General features: G+C 43.4%; 23 protein-coding genes and 2 pseudogenes. 23 read left to right on the top strand and 2 right to left on the bottom strand.

The genetic code is table 11. The features are described from left to right. Positions 1 to 23 precede the first annotated feature (23 nt). Positions 24 to 554 carry a hypothetical protein gene (locus AC6ER9_RS00230; RefSeq protein ID WP_497074493.1) on the top strand — a complete coding sequence of 177 codons (531 nt, stop codon included), beginning with the start codon at positions 24 to 26 and terminating at the stop codon, positions 552 to 554. Positions 555 to 807: 253 nt separating this feature from the next. Continuing rightward, the gene (locus AC6ER9_RS00225) at positions 808 to 2,223 is read left to right on the top strand and encodes a DEAD/DEAH box helicase (RefSeq protein WP_497075368.1); all 1,416 of its coding nucleotides are present in this window, start codon (positions 808 to 810) and stop codon (positions 2,221 to 2,223) included. 1,737 nt (positions 2,224 to 3,960) lie between these two features. On the opposite strand, the pseudogene AC6ER9_RS00220 reads toward AC6ER9_RS00225, so the two are convergent. Both AC6ER9_RS00220 and AC6ER9_RS00215 read right to left on the bottom strand, forming a co-directional pair. Further along, positions 3,961 to 4,490: pseudogene (locus AC6ER9_RS00220) on the bottom strand (helix-turn-helix domain-containing protein). An 81-nt stretch (positions 4,491 to 4,571) separates the two neighbouring features. Beyond that, on the bottom strand, positions 4,572 to 5,102 hold the full coding sequence (locus AC6ER9_RS00215; RefSeq protein ID WP_497074492.1) for a helix-turn-helix domain-containing protein: 531 nt from the start codon (positions 5,100 to 5,102) through the stop codon (positions 4,572 to 4,574). Between the two features lie 154 nt (positions 5,103 to 5,256). On the opposite strand from AC6ER9_RS00215, the gene AC6ER9_RS00210 reads away from it, so the two are divergent. From AC6ER9_RS00210 to AC6ER9_RS00110, 21 genes and pseudogenes are all read left to right on the top strand, one after another. After that, positions 5,257 to 5,550: a helix-turn-helix domain-containing protein gene (locus AC6ER9_RS00210; RefSeq protein WP_497074491.1), complete on the top strand. Its 294-nt coding sequence runs from the start codon at positions 5,257 to 5,259 to the stop codon at positions 5,548 to 5,550. A gap of 188 nt (positions 5,551 to 5,738) precedes the next feature. After that, positions 5,739 to 6,137: a hypothetical protein gene (locus AC6ER9_RS00205; RefSeq protein ID WP_497075365.1), complete on the top strand. Its 399-nt coding sequence runs from the start codon at positions 5,739 to 5,741 to the stop codon at positions 6,135 to 6,137. Next, positions 6,137 to 7,084: a ParB/RepB/Spo0J family partition protein gene (locus tag AC6ER9_RS00200; RefSeq protein ID WP_497074490.1), complete on the top strand. Its 948-nt coding sequence runs from the start codon at positions 6,137 to 6,139 to the stop codon at positions 7,082 to 7,084. The genes AC6ER9_RS00205 and AC6ER9_RS00200 overlap by 1 nt, the downstream gene beginning before the upstream one ends. Further along, entirely contained in the window at positions 7,081 to 7,539 is a 459-nt protein-coding gene (locus tag AC6ER9_RS00195) for a hypothetical protein (RefSeq protein WP_497074489.1), read from the top strand. The genes AC6ER9_RS00200 and AC6ER9_RS00195 overlap by 4 nt, the downstream gene beginning before the upstream one ends. Then, on the top strand, positions 7,536 to 8,858 hold the full coding sequence (locus AC6ER9_RS00190) for a DNA-binding domain-containing protein (protein ID WP_497074488.1): 1,323 nt from the start codon (positions 7,536 to 7,538) through the stop codon (positions 8,856 to 8,858). The genes AC6ER9_RS00195 and AC6ER9_RS00190 overlap by 4 nt, the downstream gene beginning before the upstream one ends. A 328-nt stretch (positions 8,859 to 9,186) precedes the next feature. Further along, positions 9,187 to 10,222 (top strand): annotated as a pseudogene (locus tag AC6ER9_RS00185) (AAA family ATPase). After that, the gene (locus AC6ER9_RS00180; protein WP_497074487.1) at positions 10,219 to 10,488 is read left to right on the top strand and encodes a hypothetical protein; all 270 of its coding nucleotides are present in this window, start codon (positions 10,219 to 10,221) and stop codon (positions 10,486 to 10,488) included. Before AC6ER9_RS00185 ends, AC6ER9_RS00180 begins: the two are co-directional and overlap by 4 nt. After that, complete coding sequence (locus AC6ER9_RS00175) at positions 10,488 to 10,757, top strand: hypothetical protein (RefSeq protein ID WP_497074486.1); 270 nt, start codon at positions 10,488 to 10,490, stop codon at positions 10,755 to 10,757. The genes AC6ER9_RS00180 and AC6ER9_RS00175 overlap by 1 nt, the downstream gene beginning before the upstream one ends. Beyond that, positions 10,750 to 11,373 carry a DUF3164 family protein gene (locus tag AC6ER9_RS00170; protein ID WP_497074485.1) on the top strand — a complete coding sequence of 208 codons (624 nt, stop codon included), beginning with the start codon at positions 10,750 to 10,752 and terminating at the stop codon, positions 11,371 to 11,373. Before AC6ER9_RS00175 ends, AC6ER9_RS00170 begins: the two co-directional genes overlap by 8 nt. Positions 11,374 to 11,382: 9 nt before the next feature. Beyond that, a complete protein-coding gene (locus AC6ER9_RS00165; RefSeq protein WP_497074484.1) occupies positions 11,383 to 11,991 on the top strand; it encodes a regulatory protein GemA in 609 nt (202 codons plus the stop codon). A 16-nt stretch (positions 11,992 to 12,007) separates the two neighbouring features. Next, positions 12,008 to 12,421: a helix-turn-helix domain-containing protein gene (locus tag AC6ER9_RS00160; RefSeq protein WP_497074483.1), complete on the top strand. Its 414-nt coding sequence runs from the start codon at positions 12,008 to 12,010 to the stop codon at positions 12,419 to 12,421. Positions 12,422 to 12,608: 187 nt separating this feature from the next. Next, entirely contained in the window at positions 12,609 to 13,187 is a 579-nt protein-coding gene (locus tag AC6ER9_RS00155; protein ID WP_497074482.1) for a glycoside hydrolase family 19 protein, read from the top strand. Continuing rightward, on the top strand, positions 13,184 to 13,462 hold the full coding sequence (locus AC6ER9_RS00150; RefSeq protein ID WP_254474485.1) for a hypothetical protein: 279 nt from the start codon (positions 13,184 to 13,186) through the stop codon (positions 13,460 to 13,462). The genes AC6ER9_RS00155 and AC6ER9_RS00150 overlap by 4 nt, the downstream gene beginning before the upstream one ends. Then, positions 13,463 to 13,801 (top strand): hypothetical protein, encoded by a 339-nt coding sequence (locus tag AC6ER9_RS00145; RefSeq protein WP_497074481.1) that lies wholly within the window; start codon positions 13,463 to 13,465, stop codon positions 13,799 to 13,801. Beyond that, positions 13,767 to 14,006, top strand: coding sequence for a hypothetical protein (locus tag AC6ER9_RS00140; RefSeq protein WP_497075247.1), 240 nt, complete (start codon positions 13,767 to 13,769; stop codon positions 14,004 to 14,006). Before AC6ER9_RS00145 ends, AC6ER9_RS00140 begins: the two co-directional genes overlap by 35 nt. After that, positions 14,003 to 14,317, top strand: a complete 315-nt coding sequence (locus AC6ER9_RS00135) for a DUF2730 family protein (RefSeq protein WP_497074480.1) — start codon at positions 14,003 to 14,005, stop codon at positions 14,315 to 14,317. The genes AC6ER9_RS00140 and AC6ER9_RS00135 overlap by 4 nt, the downstream gene beginning before the upstream one ends. Beyond that, a complete protein-coding gene (locus AC6ER9_RS00130) occupies positions 14,314 to 14,670 on the top strand; it encodes a VpaChn25_0724 family phage protein (RefSeq protein WP_497074479.1) in 357 nt (118 codons plus the stop codon). Before AC6ER9_RS00135 ends, AC6ER9_RS00130 begins: the two co-directional genes overlap by 4 nt. Further along, positions 14,633 to 15,214, top strand: coding sequence for a phage protein Gp27 family protein (locus AC6ER9_RS00125; RefSeq protein ID WP_497074478.1), 582 nt, complete (start codon positions 14,633 to 14,635; stop codon positions 15,212 to 15,214). The genes AC6ER9_RS00130 and AC6ER9_RS00125 overlap by 38 nt, the downstream gene beginning before the upstream one ends. Then, positions 15,207 to 16,832 (top strand): hypothetical protein, encoded by a 1,626-nt coding sequence (locus AC6ER9_RS00120; RefSeq protein ID WP_497074477.1) that lies wholly within the window; start codon positions 15,207 to 15,209, stop codon positions 16,830 to 16,832. The genes AC6ER9_RS00125 and AC6ER9_RS00120 overlap by 8 nt, the downstream gene beginning before the upstream one ends. 13 nt (positions 16,833 to 16,845) lie before the next feature. Beyond that, a complete protein-coding gene (locus tag AC6ER9_RS00115; protein ID WP_497074476.1) occupies positions 16,846 to 18,447 on the top strand; it encodes a DUF935 domain-containing protein in 1,602 nt (533 codons plus the stop codon). Next, positions 18,440 to 19,645 carry a phage head morphogenesis protein gene (locus tag AC6ER9_RS00110; protein WP_497074475.1) on the top strand — a complete coding sequence of 402 codons (1,206 nt, stop codon included), beginning with the start codon at positions 18,440 to 18,442 and terminating at the stop codon, positions 19,643 to 19,645. The genes AC6ER9_RS00115 and AC6ER9_RS00110 overlap by 8 nt, the downstream gene beginning before the upstream one ends. The last annotated feature ends 576 nt before the right edge of the window (positions 19,646 to 20,221 follow it).

Here is a 20,221-nt window from a genome sequence, read left to right as displayed (position 1 = left end):
TTACTAAAACAAGAAGTGTAAAAATGAGATCTATTTTTTATTTTGTGCTGAGTCTCTTTATCTTTTTGATTACTCATCAAAAGAGTTTAGCATTTCAGCCAACAACAATACAAAAAACTGAATTGTCCAGAATAGTTATTGATATCAATAATGCCATAAAAAATGGGGATTTTTCGCTTATATCTGACTATATGCCTGAGCGGCTTTATAAAGAGATGGCACGTCGGTTAAATACAACAGAGGATGCCTTACGTGATAATTTTCTTCAACAGTTGCATAGGCAGTTTGAGAATTTACCTTCTGATGCTTATTCTTTAGATAAAGAAAATATTGAGTATTTTCAAACGGATAATGGTACTTTATATGCTTTAATTCCAACGACTCTTGAGATGAAGGATCGCCTTATTCGATATAAAACCTTGGCGATTTTTGATAAAACCCAATGGTATTTAGTTTATGGTGGTCAAAAAACTTTACAAAATCCAGTCTTTCTCGAGATTTATCCTGACTTTATTAAGGTACATTTACCAATGGAAACAACCATTAAGAAATAAACGATTTAAATATTTTTTATCGCGATAAATGTATTTCGTAAAGCTCTTGCTTTTTTGTCATAATCCAAGGATAATAAGAATGAAGGTATTTAAGTTGGTTTGTTGGCTTTTTATAAAGTAAAATTATATGCCTTTATCTTGATTTCAAGGGACTCATGGGTTGCGCAGGTCGCTTTTCAAGCGTTGCTTTGTTTAAAATGTCAAGGATTTTTCTTGCGTGGATTCTTGAGTGAAAAGTTCAGTGGGTGACTTCGTGGAAGTTGTTCTGCTGAGGAAAGATTTTATTTTGTCTATAAAAAAAGAAGATACGTTTACAAAGTTAGGTTTGCCTGCTCTTTTGGTTAAAAATTTACACATTTCTGGGGTGAGTGAACCTAAGCCTATACAAGAACAAGCTATCCCAGTTATGTTGAGAGGACGCGATATTTTGGGTATTGCACAGACAGGTTCTGGAAAAACCTTGGCATTTGGCTTACCTATTTTAAGTCAAATTTTAGCTTTGGGGGATAAACGCTGTCCTCAAACTGCACGCGCTGTGATTTTAGCGCCAACGCGGGAATTGGCTGTTCAGATTGATGAAGCAATTCGCACTGTGGCGAAAAGAACACATCTTTCGACCTGTCTTATTTTTGGCGGGGTATCACGTTTAAAACAAATTAAACGTATGAAAGCAGGTGTTGATGTTTTGATAGCGACTCCAGGGCGTTTGAGAGATCTTGTTCGTGAAAAGTGTGTTGATCTTTCCCAATCTCGTTTTTTGATTTTGGATGAAGCAGATCGTATGCTGGATATGGGATTTATTCATGATGTTAAGCAAATTGCAAAGCTTTTGCATCAGGAGCGTCAGACAGCTCTTTTTTCTGCGACAATGCCAAAAGAAATTGCTGCGCTTGCAAAGTGTTTACTCAATGATCCAGTTAAGATTGAAACTGTTCCTCAAGGGACTACAGCTGTAGAGATTACACAGAAATTATATTGTGTTCCTACGCGTGAAAAAAAGAATGTTTTAAGTAAACTTTTGACGAATCCAGCTTTTGATTCGGTTATTGTTTTTACGCGAACGAAATATGGCGCTGATGCTGTCACGCGTCATTTAGCAAAAATAGGCTATTTAGTTGCAACAATTCATGGGGGGAAATCACAAGGTGCTCGCCAGTCTGCTTTAAAAGCTTTTCGTGAAAGATTAGTACAGGTTCTTGTTGCAACAGATATTGCTGCACGCGGTATTGATATACCAAGAATAAGCCACGTTATTAATTATGATTTACCAGATGAAGCTGAAAGTTATGTACATCGTATTGGTCGTACAGGACGCAATGGTGCATCTGGTGAAGCACTTACACTTTTTGATGAAAATGTAGAAAGGGCTCGGTTGCGTGCTGTAGAGCGCTTGATTCGTATGAAATTGGTATCTGAATCTATTCCAGAACAATTTGCAGCATTTCCAAAAAAGCCGATTACACCTCAAAATGGGGAAATAGAGAACAATAAAGAACGCCGTTTAAAAAAATCTAAACGTCAGAAACGGTCTTTGGATCGAAAAGATGATTCCGCACAGTTACAGCGGAAGAACTCATCATTGCAAAATGAGAGGCATAAAAAAGCAAAAGTGGCGGCAAAGCGTGCAAAGACCTTTCGTTTTCGCAAGTCAGTCAAGAGGGCAGCTTAATTAAAGTTTTGAAAAGAGATATACAGCATTCTCGTCACAATAAGAGAAGTCTTCAAAAGTTTTCATTTCTAAAAAATGAAAACTTTTGAATTTTTGGATTGATTAAAAAGTTTTTTGAAAAGAAAGTTTCATTGTAGAGACGATGAGTTATTTGCTTCCCATCTTTAAAAAATAGGGATAAAGATAGATTGTATTTATATAAAAGATGCCGTTTGGTTTTTGATGATAACGTTTAATTTAAAAACTTGATTATCTAATGATAAGTGATTGTTTTATATATTTAATGATCCATCTCTATCGTCAAATTTTTTCATTTAAAACCTTATCTATATTGATCCCTTAAAGCTATTCATTTGCATGTTACAAGTGAGATTGTCGTATGGATAAACATTTAAGCAATAAATAAAGCTTCTCTTTTAAGACCATGAAAAGGTAAGGACTATTGCTAATATCGAGCGTTAGAAAATAGTATGATGGTTTAGCTTTTGTTGTCAGTAAAGATAGTGCTCATCAATGGATTTTATACCATTTATGGGAGCTGTTGTGAAACGAACTTGTGGGGATTAAGGATTAAGAGACTCTTTTAAAAATAAGTATGAACTGCCTAATATAATGGAGAGAATCTCGTAATTGGTCGAAAGATTTTTCAAAATTTTTATCCATTTCACTTGTTATCTTATTTATTTTGTAAAACCTTCTTATTTAGGGACGTGATATAAAGCCTATAAAATTTTATGCAATCAGTGTTTTTATGATCGTGCGATGAATATTTAAGGCAAGGCTGTTTGTAGAGCCGATGAAGTGATTAGTAGGAGGAATTCGCTAGATAAGAAGCTGGGCCTTTACAGTTTTTTTGATTGGAAGTTTCTGCTTTCAGAGTAGGGAGGGCATATGGGGTTGTATGAAGATCATATAGATGATTTTGATTAGTTACTCTTTCGCGTTTTTAAATGATTGCTTCATGAGCATGTTTTTAAGCTTAATCGCTTTGTTGAGTACTCATCATTTTTGAATTGGAAAAGGAAGATGATACGAAATATTTTCCATTTACTCATGAAGTTCAATAATTCTTCTCTCATGAAAGAAATCGTAATCTAGATGTGTAAACCATTATGGTGCTCTTTCAAAATTAACCAATAAGAAAAAACTGTACAACAGTTTTCATTTAAAAAGAATCGATAGTTTTCTAAAGTTCATTGTAAAGAGTATATTTTGCAGGATATTGCCTTTTTATTGCAAAAATCCTATTCCCTCACTTTTATTCGGGTATCCCTTTGTAGTTTGACACTAGATTTTGTACTAAGTGGGATTAGGTGGGATTAGTTAGGAATACGTGATAATTTGTTGTTTTTATGTATAAAATTTAGCATTAAATGCGTGTTTTGTCAAAATCAATTTTGACACCTAAAATTGCAAAAAATGCTAAAAAAGAGCGAAAATCGGAATGTGAGTGTAAAAATGAGAGAAAGCTTTGAAAGGTCTTTGAAAATCCTTTGAAGATTTTTAAAAAGTCTGTGAAAGCCCAGAAAACCGCCTTTGAAGACCCTTTGAAAAAAATCCAATAAAATGTGAAGCCAACTCTAAAATCAACCTAAAATGACCAAAAAAGCAAAAAAGATTTCCATATATGCATGGAAATCTCAAAAAATGTATAATAAAATATTATTTATCAATAAGTTATAGAAATTACTTCATGTAAAAAGATTTCCACTTTCATTTTTCATTTTAAATGATGTTTTAGATGGAATTTTGTGGTGCTTTTAAGTGAGCTTTTCATTTTCAATTTGACGCTTTAAATGAATCTTAAGAAGAGGAAAACTTGCTTCGACTTCTTCCGTGTCGTTGATGTCTTGAACTAGTTCTTGTAACTTTATACAAAGCTCTGCTGCGAGTTCTGCTATATCTTCAGGGGGGAGTTTCATATTTTCATCGCGATAGGTTGTATAAACTATGCGACCAAGTTTTTTCATCAGACCAGCAGGGATTGTTTGTGGTTTAAAACCTACAGCTTTCGCCTTTGCTATGTCACAAAACATTTCGCCTTCTCCAGTGAGAAGCCAATCCGTAGATATTCCACAACGGTTTTTATATATTCGCAGTATAGATGCAGTGGGATCGCGTAAGCCAGTTTCGTAATTACACATAGTACTTTCTGGTACGACAAGATGTTCAGCAAACTGTTTGCGTTCTATAAAACCAAGGACAAGGCGTATTTCACATAATCGTTTTGCTAGTTCCGTTTTAGGTTCTTTTTTTAGACGTGCCAAAAATGCTCCTTATTTATATTGAGGTATGTTTTAAGTTATAGGATTTTAAAAAGAGATTCCCCCATTGATTTTAGAGAGGCATTACGCCGTATCTTGTGTAGTTTCTAGATGTACTCTTTCAGCCTCGATTTGACGCTTTAAATGAATCTTAAGAAGAGGGAAACTTGCTTCGACTTCTTCCGTGTCGTTGATGTTTTGAACCAGCTCTTGCAGTTTTTTATAAAGTTCCGCCGCGAGTTCCGCTATATCTTCAGGGGGGAGTTTTATGTTTTCATCGCGATAGGTTGTATAAGCTATGCGACCAAGTTTTTTCATCAAGCCAGTAGGAATGGCAGGTGCTTTAAAACCTGCTGCTTTCGCTTTTGCTACGTCTGCAAACATTTCGCCTTCACCCGTAACGAGCCAGTCTAAGGATATTCCACAACGGTTTTTATATATTCGCATTATAGATGCAGGGGGTTCTTGCAAACCCGTTTCATAATTGCGCATAGTCGTTTCAGGAATATCAAAATGTTTAGCAAATTGCTTGCGCTCCGTAAAACCAAGGGTATGCCGTATTTCACGCAATCGTTTTGCTAGTTCTGTTTTTGGTTCTTTTTCAGGGCGTGCCAAAAAAAATCACTCCAAATGCTTTTTCGGTATTTACAAAAGCCGAATTTGGCATTATATCTATTATTACCGCCCGATATAGAGGGCAGTTATTACACAATTAACCCGACAAAAGACGGATTGCTGGAGTATCCGTTTTAAGCAGGAGCGAAAGTTTATGATTATCACACAAACATGGGATCGCCATAGTATTTTAGCTGAGCTACGCCGCCGGAATATGACCTTGGCGGAGCTCGCGAAAGCGTATCAAATACCCTCGTCCAGTGTTAAAAACATTTGGACGCGGTCTAACGAGAAAGCCGAGCGTGCAATTGCAGACTTTATCGGTTTACCCGTTGAGCAGGTTTTTGTTGACCGTTACCCTAAGAGTCGCAGTCGTATTTTCAAGGCAGCAAAACATGCCAATACGGATTCTGTTGTTTCTTCCCTATCACGCGGTAATGCTGCTTGAGCTTTAGGCTCTGCGTTTTAGCGCATTTGCCATGTATTTAGATACCATAAGATAAAAAGGTTTATCAATGTCTAAAGATCAATACAAAATAGACAAGAGAAATTGCACACTGTTGCCGCATCAAGCAGCCGATTGGATGGGTTGTTTTTTAAGGTTAGGTGGTCAAGTTTTCTTTATCGGGGGTGGTTATGGTTGCGGCTTATAATTTATGGACCCCAGATGTCAAACGCGATATCGTTAATCCTTATTCAGAAGTTGAACGATTACAAATCATGCTTTCCTGTTCTTTAAAAGCGGTGAGTGGTGGATTTCGGCATTTGCCAATTCGATACATTATAGATCCGCCGCGTCATTTGTTTGATGCGATGTTGGCACGACAGATTGCTATTCATATTTTACATTATCAATTTGGGGTACCGCGGCGTCGTATTGTCGCTATACAAGAACGGCAGCGGACTTCTATTTCTCTGTCACTCCAAGTGATTAATCGGCGGTTAATGGAACCTGTATTTGCTAGAGCCTATCGAAGGTGGGTGGGGCGTGCGATGGATTTGTTTTTACGAGAAATGGACAAGGCGGTTGGATAATGGCACGGTTTCAAGAGATAGCGTTAGATTTGATTGTTGTACCGGAGCGTATACGCCCTGTTGATGATGAGCATGCCAAGGCGCTTGCCCAATCGATGGCACGAGAAGGGTTGATGAATCCGATTACCGTGCGCCATACGCCCAATGCGAAAGAGGGGCATTATACGTTGATTGCGGGTGCGCATCGGTTACGAGCGGCTGAGCTTTTGGGGTATGGCGCCATTGATGCTGTTGTGGTGCAGGCAGATAAAGAGAATGCTGCGCTTTTAGAAGTGGCAGAGAACTTGTTTCGCAATGAATTATCAGTGATTGACCGCGCTTTGTTTGTGCAGACGTACCGCGAATTGTGGGAAAAGAAGTATGGGGAAATTAAGCGTGGTGGTGATGGTAGTAATCAACATAAGGTTAAAAAAGAGCAATTGGATCAAGTTGATCCAATTGCTCAAACAAACGAAGATGCCTCTTCAGATTACCATGAAACCGCAGGTGCAGGGGATAAAGTGGCAAAGGATCAAGTTGATCCTTTGCCAAATGATAGTGACTTAAATGGCAAAGGGACAGTTTTATCTTTTTCTAAACATGTGGCGGATCGTATTGGTTTGTCTCAAGTTTCAGTAAAGCGTCTTAACAGCATTGCCCAGCATTTACAGCCGGAGTTGCGGTCTGTTTTGCGGGGGACCGCCTTAGCGGATAATCAAGCGCAGTTGTTGAAGTTGGCAAAGATGGAGCCGGTTGCGCAGCGGCGGGTGGCGATTGCTTTGCAACAAGTTGAGGGGGATTTGCGGCGGGCTGTTGATTTGGTCAATGGGATTAATATACCCCCGAAAGTTAATGAACAAGAACGGGTTTTTAGCCAATTGTTAGGAATATGGCAGAGAGCGGATGCACAGACACGGGCGCGTTTTTGTGAGTATTTAAACAAGCAATCGGGGGAGGGGCAGGCATGAAGACGCGTGGTTCTCATCAACTTGATTTTTTTCAACAGCCGGTTTTCCCTTGTCGTGAACCTGTTGCGCAGATTGATTTAGAGCGGTTTCGCTCTCGCATTAAGCGGGCTATGACGCGGGCTTTGCGAGAATGCCGTTATGAGCGCAGTGAGATTGCAGAGCGTATGGCGCATTATTTAGGTATTGGTTGTTTGAGTAAGGCGAGTTTGGATGCTTATGTTGCGGAAAGTAAGCAGGTGGATATTTCCTTACCGCGCTTTAAAGCTTTTGTACGGGCGACGGGCGCTTTTTGGCTTTGGGATGAGGTGGTGAGTGAGGATGGTTTGCTGTTGTTGCAAGGGGATGAAGCGCGTTTGGCTGAAATTGCAAGATTGCAGCAGGAACAGCGTGAGATTGCCGCACAATTAAAAGCGATGCGTGCGGTTCCGGTGCGCATTAAGAGGGGGCAGCCATGAAGGAATGGTTTAGTATTGCTGAATTGGCTGAAGCGGCTTTGCCAGGGTTGCCGCAGACAAAAATTAGTCTCAATAATCTTGCGCTTAAGAAATGGCGTTTGAATAGACAATTGTTTCGTCAAACAGTAGGTAAGACCAAGCCGGTATGGGAGTATCACATTTCTTTATTACCGGAAGGGGCGCGAACGGCATTGTTGTTGCGGGAGGGGAGTGCTGATGTTTTGCAAAAGGCAGAGCAGACGAGACAAAAAGAAGCGCTTTGGGCGCGTTATGAAGGGCTTTCAAAGGCGCATAAAAGCCGTTGTGAACAGCGTTTGAAGGCGCTTTGTTTTTGGGAAGATTTACTCCATGCCGGTATAGGGGTGCATGATGCGGCAAGCCGATGTGCGGTGCAGTTTGGGGTTAGCCGGATGTCGCTTTTTAATTGGCGGCAGATGGTTGAAGGTGTTGACCGGTGTGATTGGTTGGCAGCACTGGCGCCTTGTTATGGTGAGGAGACTGTTTCGCCGTTTGCTCCCTGTCATGAAGAGGCTTTTGAGATTTTATGTTCGGATTATTTACGCCCTTCACGCCCTGCTTTTTCGGCATGTTATCGGCGGATGGTTGGGGTTGCGCGGGAAAAAGGTTGGGCGCCGATCCCTTCAGAGCGGGCGTTACGCCGGCGTTTTAAGGCGCAAGTTTCCAAAGCGGTTGTAGCGTTAGCGCGAGAGGGCGAGGAGAAGGCAAAAAAGCTTTATCCAACCCAACGGCGTGATCGGCGTGCCTTGCATGCAATGGAAGCGGTGAATATGGACGGGCATAAGTTGGATGTTTTTGTGAATGTTCCTTGGGCAGAAAAGCCTGTACGGCTTTATTTGATTGCCATTCAAGATCTTTATTCAGGCAAGATTTTATCGTGGCGTCTATCGGATGCTGAGACTTGGGAAATCGTACGCTTGGTGATTGGGGATATGGTGGAAGCTTATGGGATACCGGAGCGTATGACTTTGGATAATGGGCGTTTGCGCAAAGAATATGTGAGAGCTGTCAAAACAGAAAAGCAATTGGCAGCAAAGCTTGCGCCGGACCAATTGGCGGATGTTTATGCAAAAGTTACAAGGAGGGATGATGATGCACAATCTAAGCGTCCTGTTTCCCCAAAGGTAAGCCGCTTGATGCCAAAGAATGCGGGGAATCTCGCTTTAAAAGCCCCTGATGCGGTTTTAGGGGATGATGAGGCTTTAGATTCTCGAGAATTTAGTCAACATTTGCACCAAGCTTTAAGGCGTCTTAACGCTTCACGTGAGGTGCATGAAGTGATCAAGTTTCCTAAACGATGATTAAGGGGAATTTATAAAGATACCGTTTTTTGTCTCGCGTACGGTTTTATTCATTATCAAGAAAGGGGGGAGGAGCAGTCTTAATCCATTTCAATATTTTAAATCAATACAATTAAGTTTTCAGGTTCTTTTGCCTTGATTTAGTTTGAGCGCGGAGCCGTGAAGTTAGCAAGTTCCCCGATGTGTGAGAAAGAGAGGGGGATTTGTCAGGGAGCCGGTTTGTGTTTTGCGTACGGCTATTAATGTTCATTGGACAGAAAAGATAAGGGTCAAGGTTTGAGCCCTTCCCCTTATCATTTGTCTAAATCAATACAAGAGGGGAATATATATGAAGTACGCGATAAATGCAACCGTTGATAAAAATCCTTGGGCTCGACCTAAAAAACAGCCCGATGAAGAAACCCAAAACTGCAATAGTGATGATATTGCTTTATGGAATGCACTTGTGGATTCAGTGATCGCTCTGGCACAGACCGAATGGCTGGACTAAGGCAGAAGTAGCACGGCGCATAGGTATGCCGGATGGCACCTTTTCGCAGTGGTATGCGGGTAGTTATGCGGGAAAATTTGGCAAGCAAAATGCGAAGGTTCAACAATGGGTTGACGCATTAAAAGAAACAGCAGGGCTTTTGGAGATGATACCAGAAAAGCCAGCGTTTCGAAAGAACCGTATAGCTTGTGAAATCATTGATACTTTAACCTTGGCACAAAGTACGGGGGATATGGTGATGATTACCCTTGATGCGGGCAGTGGTAAGACCGTAACCTGCCGCCATTACCGTGCGACCCGCCCGCATGTTTATCTGGTCACCGCAAGCCCGCATACGCGCAGTGTTCATGGTATTTTGAATGATATGGCAGCAGAATTGGACGTGGTGGAATATAACCCTGCGCGTCTGACGCGTGCTATTGGTAAAAAGTTAGAGCGCGTGGGGGGTGGAACATTGTTGATCGTTGATGAGGCGCAAAATTTAACGGATGAGGCGATTAATCAGTTGCGTCACTTTGTTGATATCAATGGCACGGGGCTGGCTTTGGTTGGCAATGATGAGATTTCGGGGCGTCTTGTGCATCGTCAAAATGGTCCTTCTTATGCGCAAATTAAAAGCCGTTTGGCGATGCATTTAAACCGGCGCAAACCTTATAGTGAAGATATTGCAGCGCGTATTTGCGATTGGGGAATTGAAGATGCTGGGGCGATAAAGTTTTTGACCGGTATTGGTTTAAAGGCTGGGGCTTTACGGCAGATTGACAAAACCATGATGTTGGCGCGCATGGCAGCGCTTGGAGATGGGGGTGAGGAAGTAACACTGAAACATGTCAAAGCCGCATGGAAAAACCGTGATGTGGAGGAATTGGCATGATGAGCTTAAGCCCTAAGGAATTATCCGATACGCTTGTTGGTCTTTATGATGATTATCAAAGTGGTTTGGATATTAGCGAAGAACTTAAATTGTGTGTGGATTTGGCTTTATCGCTTGAATTTGAATTGAGTGTTCACCGTTTGGGGGAAGCAGATGCGGTTTTTGAGGTGCAAGTTTCGGAAGTTTTGTCTGATGATAGCGTTTCTGATGGGGATAAAGATGAGAGCAATCGTGTGATTTATATGGATTTTGGAGGAGATAAATAATGGAACGCAACCCTTATTTGGTGAGAGATTGCTTGATTTCATTGCGCACTGGTTTTTTGCCCTATGAGATGGATGGCATTTTTTTACGAGCGCAAGATGTTCGAGAATTAAATGCGTATTTACGCCGTTTAGCGGGCTATAACCACATTTTAGGTCATGAGCTTATGCGGTGTCGTTGGCAATTGAAAGCGGGATACGACCCTTTATCGGCTGTTGTTTTGCCGTTTCGTCGTTTTCAGGAAAAGAAGGAGGAATTTAGCGATGAATAAACAGATTGAACTTGAAGGTGTGCATTATATGAAGGATGCCAAAGGCGCTTTGGTACCGGTGGATATGATCCGCCCTGCGGATTTGTTGGAAGATGAGACGGTGCGCAAGGTTATGGGGTATGCCAAGGAGCTTTCAGCACAGATTGCGCGTTTTAACAGCCATACGGTTGCGGATTTGAGTGATTTTGATAGCTTGCTTGCACAAGAATATGGTGTGGCGCGGCGTGGTAAAAAGGGCAATTGCACTTACACAAGTTTTGATGGTTTGCAACGTATTAAGGTGCAGGTACAGGAAAGCTTTGATTTTGGTCCGCAATTGCAAATTGCCAAAAGCCTTCTTGATGAGTGTTTGAATGAATGGTCTGCGGATGCGCGCCCAGAAATCCGTGCGATTATTACGCGTGCTTTTAATACGGATAAAGAAGGCAAGGTGAATCGGGGTGAAATTTTTATGCTGTTGCGCTTGGATATCAGTGATCCCCGCTGGAGAGAAGCGATGCGGGCAATCCGTGAAGCTATCCGTGTGACGACCTCTAAGGAATATGTGCGTTTTTATGAACGCGACACATTAGAAAGCCCTTGGCGCCCCGTCACCCTTGATATGGCGAAGACGTGAGGGGAAGACATGTCTTTGGCGGCTATTCATATGGGCAGGCGTGCTTTAGCGCTTGATGATGAAACCTATCGGGCGATGCTTTATCGCCTGACAGGCAAACATTCGGCAAAAGATTTAAGCTTTTCAGAACGGCGTTTGGTGATGGCTGAAATGCATGCTTGGGGCTTTCAGCCAAAAGCTAAGCTTTTAGAGGGCAAATATGCCAAAAAGCTTCAAGCTTTATGGATTGCAGGGTGGAATCTTGGCATTATTCGTGATCGTTCAGATCAAGCTTTACTTGCCTTTGTCAAAAGGCAGACGGGGCTTGATCATATTCGATTTTTACGCGATAGCGATGATGCGGGCTGTGCCATTGAAGCGTTGAAAAGCTGGTTGCAGCGTGAGGGCGGGGTTGACTGGAGAGGAAAAAAGCTTCAAGATTTTAAGGGGGACAAGCCCAGTATTGCTATTTTGTGTGCCCAATGGAGGCGTTTGCATTCAAATGCTTTGTTTGATGGGGAGGCGTTTTGTCAAAGTGTTATGGGGTTAAGTGGTAAAGCTTTGAGCGAGATGGATGGGGGCGATTTTATAAAAGTGATGAATGATTGGGGGCGGGTTATCCGTCGAGGTGTGAAATAAAGAGGAATAAGCCTGTATGCAGGGTGAAGCTTATAGCCATTTTCCCCTTATCTTGCGTGAGATTGTAACGGTTGCTGGTATGGAAGCAGCGTGGAATATGGTGCGGGCTTTTGGAGGACGACAAGTTTATCTTCCAGGGCGTCTTGAAAATGCGGATTGGTTAATTGAAATTGTAGGGTTTGAGGAGGCAGAGCAACTTATTCGTTATTTTTGTTTTAATGGTTCGGGGGTGCGCCTTCTTATCCCTCTTTGTACCAATGTTTCGCGGCGGCAAAAAATGATCAAAGCCTTGCAAAAAGGCTGGTCTGCGGATGATGCGGCGGCTGTTTCTGGTATGCATGTGCGCACAGCTTATCGCTTGAAGAAGAAAATATCTTCTTTGGAGACAGAAGATTTTTTATTTCCAGAATTCAATGAACCTATCGTTTAGTCCCTCCCTCAAAAGTTAATTTCTTAAAATTTAATTCTCTTGGCTTTAGGGCATATTGGTTTTCTTGTTGTTGTAAAAGTGTCATAAGGGTGGGGCAAGCAATCAATGACTGACAGTGTCAGGCTTATATGGGGGGTGTGAGATCTTTTAAACTGCGGATGAATTTTATTCATTGAGTGGTTTATTTATGATTTCAATAGATGCTTCTTTTCTTCATCGACTTGCGCCTAAACTGGCGCATCATGCACGCCAAGATTATATTATTGTTGAAATGGCACGGCTGTTGCCTCAAGCTTTTTCTTATGGCGCCTTCACGACACCCTTGCGTGTTGCACATTTTTTAAGCCAATGCGCCCATGAAAGTGATGGCTTTTTTACGGTTTGTGAATATGGATCAGGGCGCGCTTATGAAGGACGGCGTGATTTAGGCAATGTCAACCCTGGTGATGGTGTGCGCTTTAAAGGGCGTGGTTTGATCCAATTAACGGGGCGTAATAATTATCGCCGTTTTACCAAGTTTTGGCACTCCGTAGAGAGCCAAGCGGTTGATTGTGAGGCTTTTCCAGAAGTGGTGGAACAGTTTCCAGCCGCCCTTTGGTCTGCTGTATGGTTTTGGCAAGTGAAAGGCTTAAACAAGCTTGCGGATCAAGATGATTGTCTGGAGATTACCAAAGCCATTAATGGGGGAAACAATGGTCTTGTTCATCGGTTGACGTATCTTAATCGGGCAAAAAAGCTTTTAGGGATTGGAGGTGAGAAGCCATGAAGCCGTCTTATCGGGGGTCTCGACGTTATTTATGGTGGTCCTTTTGGTTTGCTTGGGGGGTTATTTTTTTGCTGATTTTGGGTGGTTTGTTTGGGGTGCCACACCTTGTTGATATGGCAGCCATTTCTATTCCTTCCATGGTGGCGATCATCGTTGGGAATTTGGGGGTGCATCGCGGTTTTGGTTCCTTGGACTTTTCCAATAGCAAGCCCTTCAATCGCCTCAAGAGCAACAAGTACGGGGGCAATGATGATTTATGGAGGGGGAGAGGGTGAATGTTTAGTCCTTCCTTAAAGTTGTCTTTTGGGGTGCTTTTTTTTGCGCTTTTGCTTTTCGCATTGTTTGGTTGGATGAAGGGGCAAATTTTAAAGGCAGAACAAGCGCGTGATGTGTATTGGCGCTTGGAGATTGCCAAGATTTCCCTAAAAGCAGAGCTTGAACAGAGACAGCAAAGAGAAGCCGCAAAAAGAGCAGAGGTTCAAGCACAAGGGGTGATTTCTGCTTTAAGAGAAAAGCTGACAAAAATGGAGGCGGTCAATGCAGTATTGCCAATTACTGGCTGTGGCATTGGGCTTGAGCGTGTGCGCTTGCTCAACACCCAAGCCAAAGGCTAGCTTTGCCTATCAGTTTTTATCGGTTGAATTGCCCCCTGTTGTGCGCATGGCGTGTCTGCGTCCCTCTCTGTTGCCGGAGCGTGCTTTGAATGCACGTGAAGTGGTGCATTATTGGAGCCGTGATCGCGCGGCTTTGTTGATCTGCGAACAGCGCAGAAAAGCTGCGGTTAAAGCCATTTTAATGAAGTCAAGGAGGGTTTCGTGAATTTGGATATTAGTGTGGCCAATGGTTGGCTTTCGTTGTTGTTATCGATTGTTGCCATTTCCGGGGTTTTAAAAGCTTATTTTTCTTCTGGTACGAAGGAAATGCTGAAAGATATGACAGTACTTAAAGAGCGTGTGCAAAAGTTAGAAACGGAGATGGACTTTTTGCCAGATCGCGATGCTTTGCAAAGGTTGGAAGTGAATATGGAACGTTTAAATGGGCGCCTTAATACGTTTTCTGCGCAGTTGAAACCGGTAGCAGCCATAGGTGATCGCTTGCAAGAGTTTTTATTGGAGAATGCCAAGAAATGAAAGCAGATATGGATAAAATCATTCGTGAAGAAGCACGGTTGATTATTTTAAAAGGACTTGTTTGTGAGCGCAGCGAAACATTGTCCAGTGCGATGATTGAGCGGCTTTTATACAGTTATGGTATCCGGCGTGATCGCGATTTTGTGCACAATGAGTTGGCGTGGATGGAAGATCAAGGTGCTGTTACACTAAAATGTGTGGGGTCTGTTTTGCTTGCGGCTTTAACAGAACGGGGTGCGCGTCATTTAGATCGTAGCTTTTCCATTGAGGGGATTAAGCGCCCCAAACGTTCATCGATAAAAGACGAGGTGAAAGATGCGCAAGGTCGGGCGTGGACGCTTAACGGCGATTGATTTATTGCCACAAGCTTGTGATCAAATTATAGCAGAGGCGGCTGAAGCTTTAAATGGGCGTGAAAAGACGCAAAAAGCTATTTATGATGAATTTAAAGCGGCTTTGAAAGCTTTAAAAAAAGAAATGGGTCTCAACTTTTCTATCCCCTCCTTTTCGAGTTTTAATCGTTATTCTTTGCGGTTAGCGGTGATGTCACGGCGCTTGGAGCAAACGCGTGAAATAGCCGCAAGCCTTTCACAGCGCTTTGATGCCAAAGCTTCTGATAATATTACTCTGTTGACGGCCGCAGCGATTAAAGAGCTTATTTTTTCCACGTTAAGCAGTGGAAAAAATCTTTCGCCAAAGGCAGCCCAAGAGTTGGCGAATGCGCTTAAAGGGGTGTTGGCTGCTGAACATTTGTCGACCACCAGACGGCAAAGATTGGAGAAGGATTTTACAAGTAAGGCAAGTAAAGCGGTTGAGGTGGCAGCGGCAGCAGCGGGGCTTTCAGAAGAGACGGCACGGGCTATTCGCGCGCAAGTGTTGGGGATAAAACATGGCTGAGGGGCGTGAGACTTTTAAACAGACTCCTTTAAAAGATGCTGCGGTTGATGATCGTTTGGGTTTTGATCTTTGGCAGACAAGTGCTTGTCTCAAAGAGAAAGATCCCTTAGCTGAAGGGGTTTTAATGGCGCATCAACGGGCATGGATTGAGGATAAATCCCCCTTAAAATTGGTTGAGAAGGGGCGGCGGACGGGGATTACTTTTGCAGAGGCTCTAGATGATACACTGATTGCGGCAGCAACTGGTAAAGCAGGGGGCGATAATGTTTTTTATATTGGCGATACCAAAGAAAAGGGGCGTGAATTTATTGGCTATGTGAGCCATTTTGCCAAAGCGATTATCAGCCACAGTGGGGATGTGGAGGAATTTTTATTTCCAGATCAAAAAGAGGATGGGTCAACAAAATATATCTCTGCTTATCGGGTACGGTTTGCTTCGGGATTTCGTATTGAAGCGCTCTCCAGCCGCCCTGAAAATATTCGCGGACTACAGGGCATTGTGGTGATTGATGAGGCGGCGTTTCATCAAGATGTGCGCTCTGTTTTGGATGCGGTGAATGCTTTGTTGATTTGGGGGGGCAAAATCCGTGTGATCTCCACCCATAATGGGGTGCTTAATCCTTTCAATGAATTGATCCGTGAGGCGCGAGCGGGCAAAATTCCTTTTTCTCTGCATCGTTACCCTTTTGAGATGGCGGTTAAAAATGGCTTGTTTAAGCGGGTTTGTGCCATGAAGGGGGAGACATGGAGTTTAGCTTCCCAACAACAATGGGAGACGCAAATTCGCGCTTCTTATGGGGTGCGGTTGAGTGCTATGCGCCAAGAATTGGATGCTATACCAGCTGATCAAGAAGGGGCGGCTTTAACGCGTTTGCAGATTGAAAATTGTTGTGCGCCAAATATTGCGGTGTTGCGTTTTGCTTGTGTTGATGACTTTAAAAATCAATCGGATGATCAACGAAGTCAAGCAGCTTTTGCTTGGTGTGAGACGCATATAAAACCTCTTCATGTTAAGCTTGATCGGCGGCGTCAACATGTTTTTGGGGTTGATTTTGCGCGCAGCGGTGATGCGACATCAATTGTGGTGATGGAGGTGGGGCAAGATTTGGTGCGTCGTGTGCGGTTTATGGTGGAATTGCGCAATATGCCGTTTGATCAACAAAGAGAGATTTTATTTTATGGGGTGGGGGGCTTGCCGCGTTTGTTAGGCGGCGCGTTAGATGCGCGGGGCAATGGGGCTTATTTAGCGGAAAAAGCAGCACAGCGTTATGGGGCGTGTGTGCAAGAGATTCAATTGTCACAAAGTTGGTATGGCAAAGAAATGCCGGCTTATTTAGAAGCTTTTGGGGATAGGATGATTGTTTTGCCGCGTGATGGTGATGTTGTTGCTGATCATCAAGCGCTTGCTTATGTCAATGGCATTGTCAAAATTCCAGACAATCATCGTTTTAAAGGCAGTGATGGTTTTATGCGCCATGGGGATAGTGCGATTGCTTGTGCTTTGGCTTATTTTGCCAGCCGGCAGACGCCTGAAATTTACGAATATACGCCTGTTCTGGATGTTTATAGCTTTGATGAAAACCCGCTCTTTTTAACAACAAGATCAAAGATCTATTGAGGGAATTGATAAGATGGTACAATTGGTTGATCAATGGGGCAAAGCTCTTCAAGTGAAGGGATTGGGGAGGGAGGTTGCAAGCCCTACCATTGGGGGTGTTCGTGATGTGTGGTCACAAACTGTTGTCAGTGGTCTGACCCCTGTTCAACTTGCCAATATTTTGCAGCAGGCAGCAGGAGGGACGCCCGAACAATTTTTTCAACTGGCTGATGATATGGAAGAGCGCGATTTGCACTATCGTGCGGTGCTGGGTATGCGTAAAAATGCCCTTACCGGTGTAGAGCCTGGGGTGATTGCGGCAAGCAACAGTGTACAGGACAAAAGAATAGCCGATGCGGTGCGCGAGGTGATTAGCGCGCCTACTTTTGTTGATGATTATGTGGCAGATTTGTTAGATGCTTTGGGTAAAGGCTATGCGATTGTTGAGACCTTGTGGGACAAGAGCGCTAAGGAATGGTGGCCGGTTGCTTGGCGGTGGCGTGACCAGCGGTTTTTTCAGTTGGACAGGCGAGATGGCTTTCATTTGCGTTTAAAAGAAGAGGGATCTCTTCATGGCACAGAGTTGCCTGCTTATAAATTTTCCATTCACCGCCCCAAGTTGAAAAGTGGTTTGCCTATTCGTTCAGGGCTTGCACGGCTTGCGGCTTGGGCTTTTTTGTTTAAGTCTTACACCTTGAAAGATTGGATGGCTTTCTTGGAAATTTATGGCATGCCTTTGCGTGTGGGGAAATATGGGGCGAGCTCTTCTTATGAGGAGCGGCGGGTTCTCATTCAAGCGGTGCGTGATTTATCCAGTGATGCGGCGGCGATTATTCCCAAAGAGATGGAGATTGAGTTTATTGAAGCGGCAGGGGGCAGTGGCAATGCGGTTTTTGGCGTCAAAGCTGAGTATTTAGATCGACAGATCTCAAAGGGTGTGTTGGGACAAACCATGACGACGGATGATGGGGCGTCTTTTTCGCAAGCGCGTATTCATGAAAATGTGCGTCATGATATTGCCAGAGCTGATGCACGGCAATTGGCTTTGACGGCTAATCGTGATTTGATTGTACCCTTTGTGGAGATTAATTTTGGGCGCCAAGAGCGCTATCCGCTTGTCTATTGGCCGATTTCGGAAAATGAAGATATTAAAGCCATTAGTGATGCTTTAGAAAAACTTGTGCCTTTAGGCTTGCGTGTTGGAGCGCAAGAGGTACGCAATAAGATTGGCTTTTCGCAACCCCAAAGGGGAGAAGATGTTTTAAGGGCTGCTTCTCTTAGGGCTGATGATGAGAGGGGACGAAAAGCTGATGCGGATCAACAAAAAGCTGGGGTTTGTACGGATTGTGGGGATAGAGTTGATGTTTCTTTAACCAGAAAAGAAGGGGTGGAAAAAGAGCAGGGTGGAAAACATCACGACGAATTGGACCGGCTTTCTGAGGAAGCTTTAAGTGATTGGGAAGAGGATTTAGAACCCCTTTTAAAGCCCTTTAAAGAGCTTGTGAGAGAGGCTAAAAGTTATGAAGATATCCTCAAAGGCTTAGATGAATTGTTGGGGGAGATGGATCATCATGCCTTGGCAGCACGCTTGGCAAAGGTGCAAATGATTGCGCGGGGATTGGGGCATCATGGATGAGGAACTTTTTAAGACAGCACCCCAAGAGGTCACCCGTTATTTTGCAGCCAAGAATATTGTTCCAAGTTTTGATTGGCGTGATGTTGCACCAGAAGAGCATGCCTTTTCCTTTACGGTGGCAAAATCGGTAGGCTATGACATTTTAGAGGATTTTAAGCAAGCGGTTGGAGATGCCATAAAACATCACGTTCCTTTTCAAGAATTTCAGAAAAATCTGATGCCGATTTTACAAGAAAAAGGTTGGTGGGGGAAAAAGATTGGCATTGACCCGAAAACGGGTGAAATGAGCGTGGTGCAGTTAGGCAGCCCGCGGCGTTTAGAAACGGTCTATTGGGCCAATACCATGAGTGCGCATGCGGCAGGGGAATGGGAACGCACACAAAATAATAAAGAATTTTTGCCTTATCTGACCTATGCGTTATCGAGTTCAGAGCATAAGCGTTTAGAACATGAAAGTTGGGTGGGATTTACGGCACCGGTTGATGATCCCATTTGGGATTGGCTTTATCCCCCCAATGGCTGGCGGTGTAAATGCAGTGTGCGGCAGGTAAGCCGTTATGAAGCAGAAAATCTGGGCTATGAAGAGGGCGCAAAGCCACCCCATGTGGAGACGCGAGTTTGGCGCAATAAGCGGACGGGGCGCGTTGAAAAGATACCCGTAGGCATTGATCCTGGTTGGCATTCTAATCCTGGAAAACAGCGCGCACAAAATTTAAGCCGATTTTTAAGTGATAAAGTCTCTGTAATGGGGGACAATAGCAAACGCATTGCCATTGAAGATATTGTGGGCTCACCGCTTTTGGAAGCAATGTTTGAAGGGCGTATGCCGCGTGGATTTATTCCTATTGCCCCGATGATACAAAAGGTGCGTGATGTTTTTTCCGCGGACAATTCTCTTATTCGCTTATCTTCAGACAGTGTGAAACATATTTTATTAGAACATCAAGCGCGTGCTCTTTACTTGGAGGATTTTCGTGGTGCCATTCAAACCTTCATAAAGCCCTATGGTATCATTAGACGCAAAGATACGCAGGGTGTTTTGTTTTTTGGTGAAAGTGGAGGGGCATGGTGGCGCTTTGCAGTCAAATTTGTGGCAAGTAAACAAGAATGGTGGCTGACTTCCATGCATAAAAAGAGCTTTCGCGAAATTCAACGTTTGTTAGAGGCGGCTGAAAAGAAGGGCGAACGGTTGTTGTAAAGAGAATACCGCAAAGCCCATGTTGGCTTTTGTGAAAAGAGTTGTTGTGTGTGAGAGAATGAGAAGGCGTGGAGGGCGGTCAACTCCTCGCAGATCCGGCAAAGCCGTCCTGGCAAAACTGGCTCACGCCTCGCGAGTAATCTAACAGTTTAAACGTTTAAAAGCAATCTTTTAAAAAAGCACTTTGAGAGGGACTTTCTTGTAAAGGCAAGAAAGAGAACACCGCAAAGCTCTGTTGGCTTTTGTGAGAAGAGTTGTTGTGTGAGAGAGAATGAGAAGGCGTGGAGGGCGGTCAACTCCTCGCAGATCCGGCAAAGCCGCCCTGGCATAACTGGCTCACGCCTCGCGAGTAATCTAACAGTTTAAACGTTCAAGAGCAATCTTTTAAAAAAGCACTTTGAGAGAGGCTTTTTTGTAAAGGCAAGAAAGAGAACACCGCAAAGCTCTTTCGGTTTTTGTGAGAAGAGTTGTTGTGTGTGAGAGAATGAGAAGGCGTGGAGGGCGGTCAACTCCTCGCAGATCCGGCAAAGCCGTCCTGGTATAACTGGCTCACGCCTCGCGAGTAATCTAACAGTT

The sequence above is a fragment of the Bartonella sp. SL317 genome (genome assembly GCF_059687655.1).
Note: the sequence above shows the minus strand (reverse complement) of the source record. Positions and strands in the feature narration are given on the sequence as shown.